The sequence below is a fragment of the Paenibacillus sp. Root444D2 genome, from assembly GCF_001426375.1.
Lineage (GTDB): Bacteria > Bacillota > Bacilli > Paenibacillales > NBRC-103111 > Paenibacillus_E.
Genome location: NZ_LMEO01000045.1, coordinates 717,235 through 732,416, shown reverse-complemented (window position 1 = coordinate 732,416; position 15,182 = coordinate 717,235). Strand labels below are relative to the sequence as shown.

General features: G+C 49.3%; 8 protein-coding genes. All 8 read left to right on the top strand.

The window, feature by feature from the left end; genetic code table 11:
• The first annotated feature begins 638 nt into the window (after nt 1-638).
• The 8 genes from ASD40_RS24585 to ASD40_RS24550 all read left to right on the top strand — a co-directional run bounded on the left by ASD40_RS24585 (nt 639) and on the right by ASD40_RS24550 (nt 15,060).
• Nucleotides 639-1,631 carry an endo-1,4-beta-xylanase gene (locus tag ASD40_RS24585; RefSeq protein WP_057305769.1) on the top strand — a complete coding sequence of 331 codons (993 nt, stop codon included), beginning with the start codon at nt 639-641 and terminating at the stop codon, nt 1,629-1,631.
• Nucleotides 1,632-1,944: 313 nt separating this feature from the next.
• Nucleotides 1,945-6,087 (top strand): endo-1,4-beta-xylanase, encoded by a 4,143-nt coding sequence (locus ASD40_RS24580; protein WP_057305768.1) that lies wholly within the window; start codon nt 1,945-1,947, stop codon nt 6,085-6,087.
• Nucleotides 6,088-6,208: 121 nt separating this feature from the next.
• The gene (locus tag ASD40_RS24575; protein WP_057305767.1) at nt 6,209-7,288 is read left to right on the top strand and encodes an alpha/beta hydrolase; all 1,080 of its coding nucleotides are present in this window, start codon (nt 6,209-6,211) and stop codon (nt 7,286-7,288) included.
• 476 nt (nt 7,289-7,764) lie between these two features.
• Nucleotides 7,765-9,552 carry a sensor histidine kinase gene (locus tag ASD40_RS24570; RefSeq protein WP_057305766.1) on the top strand — a complete coding sequence of 596 codons (1,788 nt, stop codon included), beginning with the start codon at nt 7,765-7,767 and terminating at the stop codon, nt 9,550-9,552.
• Nucleotides 9,545-11,119, top strand: coding sequence for a response regulator transcription factor (locus ASD40_RS24565; RefSeq protein ID WP_057305765.1), 1,575 nt, complete (start codon nt 9,545-9,547; stop codon nt 11,117-11,119). The genes ASD40_RS24570 and ASD40_RS24565 overlap by 8 nt, the downstream gene beginning before the upstream one ends.
• A gap of 357 nt (nt 11,120-11,476) precedes the next feature.
• Nucleotides 11,477-12,367: an ABC transporter permease gene (locus ASD40_RS24560; protein ID WP_082562421.1), complete on the top strand. Its 891-nt coding sequence runs from the start codon at nt 11,477-11,479 to the stop codon at nt 12,365-12,367.
• Between the two features lie 80 nt (nt 12,368-12,447).
• A complete protein-coding gene (locus tag ASD40_RS24555) occupies nt 12,448-13,272 on the top strand; it encodes a carbohydrate ABC transporter permease (RefSeq protein ID WP_082562485.1) in 825 nt (274 codons plus the stop codon).
• A gap of 81 nt (nt 13,273-13,353) precedes the next feature.
• Nucleotides 13,354-15,060, top strand: coding sequence for an ABC transporter substrate-binding protein (locus tag ASD40_RS24550; RefSeq protein ID WP_057305762.1), 1,707 nt, complete (start codon nt 13,354-13,356; stop codon nt 15,058-15,060).
• The last annotated feature ends 122 nt before the right edge of the window (nt 15,061-15,182 follow it).

Below are 15,182 nucleotides of genomic sequence, written 5' to 3'. Positions count from 1 at the left end.
GTACAAAAATTGTGCGCAAGGTGCTAATGCTGAGTGAAATTAAGGATAGTGACATGATGCTTCATAAGTGACTTCGGTTTTCTGTGTTTGGTTTTTCTATATTTTGATTTTTGTCTCTGGTTCTGATTTTTGAGAGAAATAGGGAAATTAGAATTACAAGTTGTATAACGTACAACAATTTCTTTGACTTTTTCTTGAAAAGCTCAGGATGGTGTATGTTGTACAACAATTTAGCCTTAACTCACTCTAATGGACCACTTTGGATCAGAATTGTTGTATTTTTTGCAACAATCGCGTGAAAATAGCGGATTAGCTTGCCAAATGTTGTACAAAGTGCAACAACACACGGACAAGCAAAAGCAAAAGCAAGAGCAAAGCAAAAGCAAAAGCAAAAGCATATGCGTCTCGCGTGTTGTAGCTTACTTTGCATCAACATTTATAAAAACTCTCACCCGAAGACCGCGAAAGCCGTTTTTCTCATATGAGTGTTATTGGAAACATCGCATCCAATTTTTAATGCTTTTTAAGAATAGGGGGGAGAGACCTTTAATCTGTGAATGGTAAGTGTATTCAGATTCTATATCATATAACATAGATGGCCTGTTTAAACAGGATATGATGAGGAGGCTTGCCAATCCATGAATAACAAGGTACCGAATTTGCACGAGGCTTTTAACGGAATATTCAAAATCGGGGCCGCCGTTAGCACGAAGACCATCCGATCCGAGGGGGATTTCATCGCTCGGCATTATAACAGTATTACCGCGGAGAACCAGATGAAGTTCGAGGAGATCCATCCTGAGGAAGATCGGTATACGTTTGAAGCGGCGGATGAAATAATGGATTTTGCTTGGCAGAACAGGATAGCCGTCCGGGGGCATACGATGGTCTGGCATAATCAAACCTCTGATTGGGTGTTTGAAAGCCCTTCCGGCGGTCTAGCCAGCAGAGAACTGGTTCTCTTACGGATGCAGGAGCATATCCGTACGGTAGCTAGTCGTTACAAGGGGAAAGTTTATGCGTGGGACGTGGTCAATGAGGCGATCGAAGATAAGGCGGAACTGGTGATGCGAAGTACCAAATGGCTGGAGATTCTCGGTGAGGATTATATCCGCTATGCCTTCGAGGCAGCACATGAAGCCGATCCGAATGCGCTTCTGTTCTATAACGACTACAACGAGACGGAGCCGGTCAAGCGGGATAAGATTTATAATCTCGTCCGTTCCTTGAAGGAGAAGGGGGTTCCGATCCACGGAATCGGCATGCAGGGACATTGGAACATCCATGGTCCTTCCCTGGATGAAATCCGGCAAGCGATCGAGCTTTACGCATCCCTTGATCTGGAGCTTCACATCACTGAGTTGGATCTTTCCATGTTCAACTTTGACGATAGACGGACCGATCTGACGGTGCCCACCGTGCAAATGGTGGAGCTGCAGCAGCAGCGGTACGAGGAAATCTTCGGGCTTTTTAAGGAATATCGGGATGTCATTACGTCGGTAACGTTCTGGGGAGCGGCTGACAACTATACCTGGTTGGACAACTTCCCAGTTCGCGGCCGAAAGAATTGGCCGTTTCTGTTTGATGGGGAATTTCAGCCTAAACAAGCATTCTGGCGTGTAATCGGATAAGCAATTTTGGATCTGGAGCGTCATCGCCGCTTCCAAGGCCAAGGCCATGGCTATGAGCTTGTGACGGTCAGCCGGCTGTTGGAATTAGGCAAGTCAGAGCAGTAAGTCATCGACAAAGGGGTCGTCCCGTAGGTCAATTTATGACCTTTTGGGACGATTTCTTTTTATTAGAAAGAGGACTAATGTTTAATACATTCTACGCCATAATTGAGGGGGGATTATTCTTTATTTTGAGTATGTGAAGCCAATTATCTAAGTTGTAAAATGAAATTGGAATAGATTGTAAGCGATTGCAAGAAAGAGGAGGATGCTTGTGAGAAAGAAAATGAATGTATGGATGGCAATCGTGCTGCTGTTTGGGATGATCGCCCCCCAGCTGCTAGCGCCTTTGGAGGCAGCAGCCAGCGGATCGGTGGTTTTGTCCCAAAGCTTTGAAGATGGCCAAATAGGCGGCTGGGAAAAGGTGCCTTGGAAAGGGGACGGAAGCGTTGCCATATCGTCAACAACATATTCCGAAGGATCCAAGTCCTTGGCGATGACGAACCGTGCTGCAAGTAGCAGCAGCCCGTTCTTGGATTTGACTTCGTTGACGAAACCCGGCCATACGTACGATTTATCGCTGAAGCTTAAACTCGGAGCAGGAACCGACACCTTTCATATCGCTTCTAATGTCGCCGCCGTCTCGCTGACTAACCAATATCCTTGGCTGGTAGAGGATAAATCGGTTAGTTCCACAGAATGGACCACCTTTGAATGGAAGGGGTACCAGCTCCCGAGCGATACCACGGGGTTCAAAATATGGGTTGAGTCGAATAATTCCACCACGACGGAGGATCTCTATATTGATGAAGTGTCGCTAATGGACGTCACGTCGATTGATCAACCGGGGATCCAATCTACTTTTGAAGACGGGCAGGGGGAATGGGTACGTAGGAACGGCCCAGGCAATATCGATATATCGACGGCTGACAATCACACCACAGGCGGCTCCAAAAGCTTACTGACCACGGTATCAAAGCAATATGACGGACCATTGCTTAACGTCCTGGGGGATATGTCTGCGGGCAACAAATACAATTTGTCCGCATGGGTAAAAATGGCTTCGGGGCAGTCCCCCACTGTATTGCGGCTCTCTGTACAAAGCGGTGACAGTTCTTATGCCAATGTTTCATCTAACTTGACGGTGACATCTGATCAATGGGTACAGTTGACCGGCACGTTCACTTTAACAAGCACTCCGACTGTTTTGAATGCATACGTGGAAGTAGCCGACCAGTATAGCGATGCAAGATCCTTCTATATGGACGATTTCGATTTGTCCAATGTGGGCCAAGTAGCCGGACCAAAGCCGATTCAAACGGATATTGATCATTTGAAGGACGTCTATGCGGACAACTTCAAGATCGGTGCTGCGGTGGCTGGCGACCAGCTTACTTCCGATGTCCACACACTTCTGGATTATCACTACAGTTCCATCGTCGCTGAGAACGCCACAAAGCCGGGCTCTCTCGAACCGACAGAAGGGCAATGGAACTGGACGGAAGCAGACAAGACTGCACAGTATGCCAAGGATCACAATATGAATTTCCGGTTGCATACTCTTGCTTGGCATTCGCAAGCTGCGGAATGGATGTTTAAGGATGCTAAAGGCAATCCGCTTGAAGCAACAGATGATAATAAACAGCTGGTGCTGGACCGTCTTACAACTTATATTCAAACTGTAGCGCGTCACTTTAAAGCTATGGAAGTACCGATCAATGCCATCGACGTCGTCAACGAAGTCATCGACCCAGGACAGCGGGACGGCATGCGGAAGAGCGAGTGGTATAATCTGACAGGCCTGGACTTCATCCGAACAGCTTTCACAGTTGCTCGGCAAGAGTTCCCGAACTCTAAGCTGTATATCAACGATTATAGTACGCAGGACCCGGTCAAACGCGATTTCTTGTTTAATTTGGTAACGAAGCTGAGAAAAGAGGGAATTCCGATTGACGGTGTAGGCCATCAAACGCACATCAGCATCGGCGGCCCCTCTATCGAACAAATTTCCGATTCCATCCGGAAATTCGGAGAAGCCGGATTCGACAATCAGATCACAGAGCTTGACGTTTCCGTTTATACGGATAGCTCAACAACCAGCTTTGATGAGAACATGCTTATTAAACAAGGGTACCGCTACAAACAATTGTTCCAAGAGCTGGTTCGACTGGACAACGAGAGCAAACATGCCGACCCGAACACTCCAGCATATAATCCTGACGGATGGATCAGCAATGTTACGCTATGGGGGATTGCAGACGATCATACCTGGCTGGACAACTTCAATAATATCATCCGTAAAGATGCCCCACTTCCGTTTGACGTGAAGCATCAAGCGAAATACGCGTATTGGGGAATGATCGAGGCAGTAAAGACGGTAACGCCTACTCATCTTCCCATCACTCCAGAAACAGCACTCACAGCTCAAGGCACACCTGTAAACGCTTTAGATTCGGTTTGGAATACGATTCCGACAATCAAGACCCAACAAGCAGGTACGCTGCAGGCTCAAGTGAAAACGTTGTGGGATGACCATAACCTATATGCCCGTGTAGCGGTCAAAGACAGTACCAAAACCGCAACGGATAAAATCGATCTCTTCGTAAATGGAATCCAGAAGTATACATTCGCACGAAATGATGCTCATATTACGGAAACCACCGACGGTTATGTAGTGCAAGCATCGATCCCATTGGCAGGCACCTTAGGCAAGCAAGTGAAGTTTGACGTAAGAGTGACCGACATGGGAACTAATGACGGTACGGAGCATGGCAGCAACGGCGTCATCGTTTCCTGGAGCGATCCACGGAACGTCCAAGACAGCGATACAGCAGGTTACGGGGTCTTGACTTATATCGATGCTACCAAGGCGGGAAAAGCTGTTTACGGAACCCCCACCATCGACGGTGAACTGGACAGCACGTGGGCGAACGCACCGGTTTATTCCACCGACGTCATGGTAGAACAACATAACAACGCAGTCGCCAAAGCTCAAATCCATACGATGTGGGATGAACATAACCTTTATGTTTATGCCGTCGTGCAAGATAGCAAATTGAACGATGCTAACGCGAACCCATGGGAGCAGGATTCGATTGAAATCTTCGTTGACCAAAACAACGGAAAAACGGATAGCTACCAAATCGACGATGGCCAATACCGAATCAACTTCAAGAACGTGAAGACCGTTGGCGGTCATGCAACCCAAGACAACTATACATCGGCCACCAAACTCATTGATGGAGGCTACGTTGTAGAAACGGCAATCGCGCTGGATACGATCACTCCTGCTGCAGGAACCATGATCGGATTCGACCTCCAAGTCAATAATGCTCAGGACAGTGGAAGCCGGGAAAGCGTATTTTCATGGAACGACCCGACAGGTCAATCCTATCAGAATACCTCGAGATTCGGCGTTCTGACGTTTGAGCCGAAGCTTGCACCGTCCCAGACCGGTTCTACCTCGAGCCCCACACCGGACGAATTCTTTAAAGTGGACGTCCAAAAGGGCGGCAAGGTCGAACAAAATGGAGCGACCATTGATTTGCCGGCCGGAGCCATTGGCAAAGACGTTATCGTGGTCGTCAAAAAGCTGAGTGATCCTTCGAAGCTGAATAACGACCCGCATTTGAAGCTGGCCGGAGATGTGTACGAGATTACTAAGGACGTGGCAGGAGCGTTCCAGAAACCAGTCACTATTACCCTGCCGTTCAAGACTGGCTTGTTGGATGATGAACATGAGGTGGCATTGTACTGGTACAATGAAGAAACCGACAAGTGGGTCAAACTGGGCGACATTAAGGTCGACCGGGAGAAAGGCACCGTTTCCGGCAGCGTGACACACTTCACCAAGTTTGCAGTATTGGCGGCAGAAAAGTCCGCATCGTTCAAGGTTCCGGCCTTGACCGATATTAAAGGACACTGGGCCGAAGCAGGGATCCAAGCCCTTGTGAAGGCCGGTGTGATCGACGGTTACCAAGACGGTTCATTCCGGCCTGAAGCAGCTGTAACAAGAGCCGAGTTCGTATCCATGATCGTCAAAGCTTTCCACCTGACGGCAACAGGCGGAGCTGGGTTCTCCGATACCGGCAGCCACTGGGCGAAGGATGCTATTGCAACCGCATCCACGCTGGGGATCGTGAATGGCTATGAGGACGGAACCTTCGGCCCGTATGACAACATCACGCGGGAACAAATGGCTGCAATCCTGGCTCGTGCTGCACATTTGGCATCTGCAAACAGCGATTTGGACTATAAGGACAGCGGCGACGTCTCCGCCTGGGCCCAAGGATTGCTTGCGGCTTTGACAACCAAGGGTGTGCTGAACGGCTACGAAGACGGTACACTGAAGCCGAAGGCTTTCAGCACCCGCGCAGAAGCGGCGGTTATCATCATTAGGGTTTTGGATGCTCAATAGGTGCAATAACGCCAGCAAGGAATAGAAGGAAGGCTGTCCGCACGTGGATTTCATGTGCGGCAGCTTTGTATTCCATATTCTTATTGTGGAAAATATATATCCGAAGGGACAATAATGATCTATGAAAAGCATGAATGTGACGTCAGTGCCTGCCGAATATCTAAGGTCAGTTAATGAAGAGTCTCAAGGTACGGTTCAAGAGGTTTCCTATAAGGTAGGCAACTATATTCATTTGTCTCGACAGCTTGTAACGGATCGGAACATCGAGATCAGTGAAGCAGGAAGAGAAACCGTTGCGGGAGATGCCATATTGAAGAAATGCAACGTCTACTTGCCTCCGGGTTATGACCCAAACGACACTACCGTTAGATATAATGTATTGTATTTGCTTCATGGAGTAGGCGGGGATCAATATGAATGGTTAAGTAGTAACGGTAAGGTTGACGGACGATTTATCATTTGCAATATATTTGACAATCTTATTGTAAACGGCGATATCGATCCGCTGATCGTCGTATTTCCCAACGGGAGAAGCGCGTACGACTGGACGGATAGCTCCTTCAATTCCGAAGGAACCAATATGCTGGGATTCTATTACTTCGATTATGAGTTGAGATACGATCTGATTCCATTTATTGAATCAAACTACAAAACATACGCAGATATAACAGTCACTTCAGATGAGGGAATCCTATTTAACCGCACGCGCAGAGCGATCGCCGGGCTTTCGATGGGGGGAATGCAAGCCTTGAATCTGATCCTCGGCGGTTACCGACATGATTCAACGCGAATCACTGGCACAGAGAGTTCCTGGAACAACGGGTTGGATAAGACTGTGCTCGCGCCAGGCATGATAGATTTGTTTGCTTATGTCGGAGCTTTTTCAAACGCTCCTACGTCGAGTGATGGCATAACTCTTGGAGTCAGTCTCACATCATGCGTCCATAAACTTCATTTGCTATATACCACCTGCGGCGATTCAGACGGAGTAGCAAATGGCAGCTATGCCAAATCGGTTGAAGGGCTAACGGACACTGCGGGAGATTCTGTAAGTGATTATTACCAGGTCCTTCTAAAGAACGGTGTTCATGATTTCAATGTATGGAACAACGGTGCATATAATTTTATCCGGTTATCATTTGGGAAATGTGAAGAGCATGAAAAGCCATATGTTGTCAGGTTGACGCTCCATTCATTTTAACTGAACATATACAGGGAGGTCTAGATCTGGGGCTGGGCCGTTCCCCTAAGCAGAACTTGTAGGCAGGCGTGGAATCCTTCAAGGGCGGATGACGTCCATCGTCTTGAGGGACGACTGCAGCTCGGCGCTTCATTTGCAAGGAATAGAAGGAAGGCTGCCGCATATGGATTCCATGTGCGGCAGTTTTTTGTGGGGCTTCCGGAATGGGAGTGGGTTAACCATTTGGCGCAAAATTAAGCCATCTTTATACGCAAAGGAACCAGATGCTGTTCCGGGTCTCTGCGGGCCAAAATGCAACATCGATTTTTTTGTGTTAGGATAAAAATATCTAATTTTGACATGAAATTTCGATGAATCTACTGGGTGGGATGCTTTCGAAAGTTTTTTTATAATTATATAGCCCCATAGCAGAAGCATAAAATCATATATTTCACATAATTGAAAACGCTATCAAAAAAAAGGGGGGCAAGGTGCTTATGAAGTTGATAGACAAAACGAACAACATTCACATGAAAAAGAAGTTGATCATTTCATTCATCCTTGTCGTCTTTATTCCGGTCGGGATCGTGGGCGCTTTGCTGACCCAATCGCTCCGCCAGACGGCACTTAACGATGCGGTCCAGCAAACGTCGAACGACGTGGAGAAGGTGAAGACACGCATCGGCGAGATATTGAAACTGTCGATCGAGATTTCTAATAAGTTGGCGACGGACCCGCGATTGGAAGTTCTCGTCAATAAGCGTTACGAATCGAACTATGCGGTTGTAGAGGCCTATAGAGAATATCGGGAGTTCGAGCAATACGTGCGGCTGTATAAAGAAATCACCAACATCCGGTTGTACGTGGATAATCCGACGCTGCTGAATAACTGGTACTATTTACAGCCAGAGCCGTCGATTGCGAATTCGGAATGGTACAAGGCGACGATAAAGAACTCGGATAAAATCGGATGGTATTATATCAGAGACGAAACGAAAGGCGATAGTGCTTACCTGAGCCTCGTGCGTCGCGTCTATTTTCCGAATTACAGAACGACCTGCGTGCTCGTCATCGATATCAGCCCAACGCAGCTGAACGGAATTCTGAGGCAAGAGCAGTTCGATACGATGGTCATCGATGGGAACGGATATATCGATGCTGCCAAAAACACGGACCTCGTGGGCAAGCATATTCGCGACTTTCACATCACCCAGGAAATGCTGGATAAACCGAGTGGCACGTACCAAATCGATTACAACGGGGAAACGTCGAAGCTCATTATAGAGTCCCTCATTCCGGACGTGAGTAGTAACGGCTTGAAAATCATATCCGTGTTTTCGGTGCAAAGCATCGTTAAGGGAGCGAACCGGATCAGCATGTTCGGACTATTCATTATCATCATGAGCTTGTTAATCGCCTTGGTGTTCATCTATATTTTTTCCTCGCTGTTGTCGAAGCGTATCTTTCGCTTGAGCAAGCAAATCAATAAGGTGGCTTTAGGCGATTTGCATGCCAGCTCAGTGATTGATGGTGACGACGAAATCGGGCAGCTGTCACGGCAATTCAATTATATGGTCGGCAATATCCGCGAGTTGATGGAGGAAGTGACCGAATCGAACCGGCAAAAAGCGCAGCTGGAGCTCAAGCAGAAAGAAATCAAACTGAAAATGATGGCCAGCCAGATCAATCCCCATTTCTTGTTCAACGCCCTTGAGTCGCTGCGGATGAAGATTCATTTGCGGGGGAGTGCGGATATTGCCGACATCGTCAGGGTGCTTGGGAAACTGATGCGCAAGAGCCTCGAGATCGGAGGCGGTACGATTACACTTGGTGAAGAGCTGGATATGGTCCGATGTTACTTGGCCATACAACGATTCCGTTACGATGACCGCCTTGTCTACGAGCTTGAGCTCGACCCGGCATCAAGCGAAATCCAGATTCTGCCGCTCGTCGTGCAGCCCCTGGTGGAGAACGCCGTGATTCACGGGATCGAGAATAAAGAAGAGGCGGGCTTCGTACGGATTCGTACGGAGCTTAAGGATCACGCCTTGTATGTGACTGTTGCCGACGATGGCGCCGGAATTCCGGAAGCAAGGTTGAATGCGCTAATCTACTCGCTGGACGACCCCGAAGATGGAAAGAATCATCGCATTGGCCTGCGCAACGTGCATCAGCGGCTTATTCTTACTTATGGAGAGCAATACGGACTCCGCATCGTCAGCCGGGAAAATGAAGGGACGGAAATTCATTTCATGATACCGATTGGAGGAGATTCACATGTATAAAGTTATTCTCGTAGACGATGAAAAAGCGATACGCCAAGGCTTGAAGGCGATTATCGACTGGCAGCGGCACGGCTTCGAGGTGATCGGGGAGGCGGGCAACGGCCGGGAAGCGATGCTTCGGCACCAGGAGCTGAAGCCCGACCTTATGGTCATGGATGTCCGCATGCCTGGGACGGACGGGCTGCAGGTTATCGAAGAAATTCGCAAGGTCGATAAGGAATGCCAATTTATCATTTTAAGCGGCCATGCCGATTTCTCGTACGCCAAGCGCGCGATTTCATGGGGAGTGAACGCCTATTTGCTCAAGCCAGTAGATACGGATGAATTACAAGATGAGCTTGATAGGATCGGCGGAGTGCTGAGAGAGGCTTCCGGATCGCTGCAAATAAAGGAACAGACGTCGGCGCAGCAGCTCGAGGATCAGATCGTATCGCTGCTAATGTATGATGAGGAGGGTCACCGTACGGCGATGGAACAGCCGAAGGAGCCGGAGCTCGATTGGTGTTCGTATCGGGTAATGCTCTTGAAGCTGCATCCGCCGCTTGGCAGTCATGTAAACGGTCGGGCGGAAGTCAAGAGAAAGCTGGCAGAGCGTTTTGAGTCGTCGGGTACAGGCATCGTATTCGCCGCAGAGCCCTTTGTAGGCGTTCTGCTGAATGAGAGGGCGCCGAATAAACTACAGGCCAATTCGATGTATCTGGATTTGGAGGAATCACTTCTGGGACTGAACGGCGGCTTCTCCGCAGCGGCGGGAGACCCGGTGCCTCAGCTCGGCGAAATCAGTCAATCCTATTCGCAGGCTGTCCGGCTGCTGAAGGAAGAGTTCCTGTTCCGCGGAGAACGGAGGGTCATTCTTAAGCGTCCGCCTCTCAACCTTGCCGCTAATGGCACTAGAGACGGCGAGCCGACTGGACCCGATATAAACGCTTTGGCGGATAAGCTATTTTATGCGCTCGATATCGGCAGCAAGGACTCCGTTCGGCGCATTCTGGATGAAGGGGGGCAGTCGATCGCCGCGTACGACGGTGCGGAGCTAGCGATGAAAACAGCCTTCTCGCAATGGATATCGCTCGCACTGACCAAGCTGTCGAAGACAAGTGACACCGCTTTCACTGCCGCACAAGATGGCCTTTCGGTAGTCGCAGAAATTTATGAGCAGCCTGATCTTCGGTCGTTGCGTCAGATGCTTGAGGACAGGTTGCTCGGACTGACGGAGCGTATAAGCACGTTCAGCAGCGAGTCTGCCATCAAGCAAATTCTTGATTTCGTGGAGCGTCATTACGCTGAAAACTTAAAGCTTGAGACACTCGCCGGGTTATTCAATTACAATAGCGGGTACTTGGGGAAGATGTTCAAAAGCTTCACGGGCGACACCTTTCACAACTATTTGGACAAAGTCCGAATCCGGAACGCCAAACATTTGCTGGCCGGCGGGCTCAAGGTGCACCAGGTAGCGACGCGTGTCGGGTATGCCAGCGCCGATTATTTCCATTTGAAATTCAAAAAGTATATAGGCGAATCGCCGTCCCGCTATAAGATGAAGCCGACCAAAACCACTTCAGGATGAAACCGTGCAGCCATGTTCTGCGTGTCGATTTTTGATAGGATACAGCGTCCCCATCTTCGTTCAAAGGCGCTCCCTTCAAGATGTTTTCGCACGAATAGCCATAAATGTTCCGGGAGGAGGGCCATTTGCCTCCTTCTTTTTTGAATCCTTTGAAAACGCTTATTTTAATATGATTTATAGTTGAATTTCGTGGGTTTTGACGTCAGGCCGGGTGCGTTAAAATAAGATCAAGAGAGAGAGAGAGAGAGAGAGAGAGAGAGAGAGAGAGAAGGAGGAGGAACCGGGCTGCAACCGCTATCAACAAAAACTGTCATTAATCTTCAGGCGGTAAAACGAAAGAAAAGCTTCATTCAGACCATGCTGGATCAGAAATACTTGTATTTCATGTCGTTGCCTTTCATCATCTGGTTGCTTATATTCAACTACGTTCCATTATGGGGCTGGTTGATGGCATTCCAGAACTATAAGCCTGGCAAGAATATTTTGCAACAGAAGTGGGTGGGATTGAGCAACTTCCACGAATTGTTCGCGGACGAACGGTTCTATCTGGTTTTGCGGAATACGCTTGCAATGAGCATTATGGGGCTTATTGTCGGGTTTACCGTTCCCATTATCTTTGCACTGCTGATCAACGAATTGCGGGGACAGTTGTTCAAGCGGACCATTCAGACGGTTTCGTATTTGCCCCACTTTGTTTCATGGGTGGTTGTCGCCGGCTTGGTCAGCAAGATGCTCTCCACCGACGGAGGTGCGGTGAACCAACTGCTGATGATGCTTCACATTACGGACCATCCGATCCAGTTCATGGCGAAGCCCACCTGGTTCTGGGGAATCGTCACATCGGCAGATATGTGGAAGGAAACCGGCTGGAATTCCATCATCTATCTTGCGGCCATGGCCGGGATTAGCCCGGAGTTGTACGAAGCGGCGACTGTGGATGGCGCGGGAAGGTTCCGCCGGATGTGGTACATTACGCTGCCGGGAATCCGCCCCACCTTCATGGTACTGCTGATTCTGTCCATCGGCAACCTGATCAGCATCGGCTTCGAGAAGCAGTTCTTACTAGGGAATCCGCTGGTCAATGATTACTCCGAGGTGCTTGATATTTACGCTTTGAAATACGGTATCCAGATGTCCCGTTATTCCTACGGCACCGCAATCGGGATGTTCAATTCCGTTGTCAGTATTTTCCTGGTGTTTACGGCCAATGCCATCTATAAAAAAATCACCAAAGAAACGATCATTTAGGAGGAATCACAGTGCAAGGGCTTGTGCAGAAAAAAACAGCCGACCGCTTATTCGACATCTCCCTGTATGTCATCCTGATCATGATTGGGATTGCAACCTTATATCCGTTCATCAACGTGTTGGCCATTTCCTTCAACGACTCCGCGGATACCGTCAAAGGCGGCATCCACGTATGGCCGCGAGTGTTAACTATCCGGAATTACGAGACGATCTTTCAATATGAGGGACTGCTGACCGGATTTCGCAACTCGACCATCCGAACGGTCTTGGGTACGGTGGTCGGCGTCTTGTCCGCCTCCATGGTCGCTTACGTCCTGAGCAAGACGGAGTTTCAGGCAAGGCAGTTGTTCACCGCCATCTTCGTGATGACCCTGTACATCTCCGGCGGCTTGATTCCCGGCTATATGCTGATTCGCGACTTGCACCTGTTAGGCACATTTTGGGTTTATATGATCCCTGGCATCTTGAGCGTATGGAACGTGCTCATCGTGCGCTCCTATATAAACGGTCTGCCTTATGCCTTGCTGGAATCCGCGAAGATGGACGGTGCGAACGACTGGACCATCTTCTGGAGAGTCATACTCCCGTTATGCCAGCCGGTGCTGGCTACCATCGCGCTGTTCATCGCTGTCAACCATTGGAACTCTTGGTTCGACACTTATCTGTACAACGGTCAAAAGCCGGAGTATACGACCTTGCAATACGAGCTCCGCAAGGTTCTGCTAGCGACGGACAACGGCGGCAATATCTACGACCCGAACAAGCAGCAGTCCTTGGCGGAGGTTTCGCCGGAATCGATCCAGATGGCCATCACCATGGTCGTCACCGCTCCGATCCTTTTGGTATATCCATTCCTGCAAAAGTACTTCGTGAAAGGCATAACGCTGGGAGCGGTCAAGAGTTAACTGACATCGGTAAGTCCAGGGAAACCTGTCCCATATAATCATTACCTCAATTATCAACGAATAAAAGGGAGGCAGTATTTCATGAAAGTCAATACAACGAAAGTGGCAAGCGTTCTGATGGTCGTCGCCTTGTTGGCGGCCACCGGCTGCAGCAAGCCGAATTCCGATGGCACAAGCAGTCCTGCGGCATCGTCAAAACCATCGGTATCCGAATCGTCCAAAGAAGCTCTTGCCCCCATGACGATCCGTTTCGCTGCTGGCGACAACAATCCGCTCTGGGACGACATGCAGAGCGAAGTCGGCAAACTCATTACGCAAAAAACCGGCATCTCCATCAAGGCGCAATTCCCGGTAGGCGGCAATGATGATTTGTTTTCCCTGATGGTGGCAAGCAACGACTATCCGGATATGGTTGCTGCCAAGGGCAGTGCGGGCAAGCTGAAGGACGCCGGCGCTTTGATCGATCTGGCGCCGCTCATTGACCAGTATGCGCCGAACCTTAAGAAGCTGTATGGCGATTACATGAAGCGTCTGCGCTGGAGCAATGAAGACCATGGCATTTATGTCCTGCCGACAGCTGGGGTAAACAACCAGTACTTCAAGGCAGGCGCCGGCTTCGAGCTGCAGCATGCCGTGGTGAAGGAGCTTGGCTACCCGCCAATCAAGACGGTGAAGGATTTCGAGAACGCTCTCAAAGCCTACAAAGACAAGCACCCGACTACAGCTGACGGCAAGCCGATCATCCCCTTGTCCCTGAACGCAGGGGAATGGCAAATTTTGATTACCACCACCAACCCCGCCGTTGCCACGACAGGCGCGCCGGATGAAGGCGAATTTTACATTGATCCGAAAACCTATGAGGCGAAGTTCCACTACTTGCGTCCTGAGGAGAAGGAATACTTCCGATGGCTGAACCATATGAACGACATCGGCTTGCTTGACCCGGAGAGCTTCGTGCAGAAGTATGACCAGTACAAGGCGAAGGTTGCCAGCGGCCGCGTTCTGGGACTCATCGATGCGGATTGGGACTACGCCAATGAAGAAGCATTGCTGAAGAAAGACGGCAAGTTCGATCAAACCTACGCCCACTTCCCGGTTACCTTGAATGAAACCTACAAGAGATCTGATTTCCAGGATACCGGATACTTGGCTGGTACCGGCATCTCGATTACGAAGAGCGCCAAAGACCCGGTTCGCATCATCAAGTTCTTGGATTTTCTGGCGTCTGATGAAGGGCAAGTGTTGGTCAACTGGGGGATTGAAGGCAAGCATTACAAGGTGGAGAACGGCAAGCACGTCATCCTGGACGACATTTTGAAGATGAAGATCAATGATAACAAAAAATTTAAGCAAACTACCGGTATTGAAATGTACCGAATGGGACCGAGCTACGGTGACGGCGTGAAGGACCCAACGGGCAACTATTACACCACTGTCTTCCCTGAACAAATCGAGAAGGAATACACCCAAGCGGACAAAGAGACATTGGCTGCTTACAAAATCAAGAACTTCAAGGATCTGTGGCCGTCCGAGAAGGAATTCCCGGTTAGACCGTGGGGCGCGGCGTGGAACATCAACATGGAAAGCGGCTCCGAAGTGAACGTCCTCTTCCAGAAGTGCGAAGACATTATGAAGAAACGCATCCCGGAAGCGATTTTGGTGAAGCCGGACCAATTCGACGCCGTATGGGACAACTTCATGAAGGATCTGGAAAAAGCCGGCGTTAACAAGCTGAATCAGGAATTCACCAGGCTGGTGAAAGAGCGTGTGAAGCTTTGGAATGAGTAAAAGCTGACAAAGTCAAGCTGAAAGCCGACAGCGGCATTAAGTAACGTCGGCTTGTTGAACCGATCCGATTGAGAGGGGGCCGCCATGGAGTCGGTCCCTTATCTCATGCCGGCGCTATTACG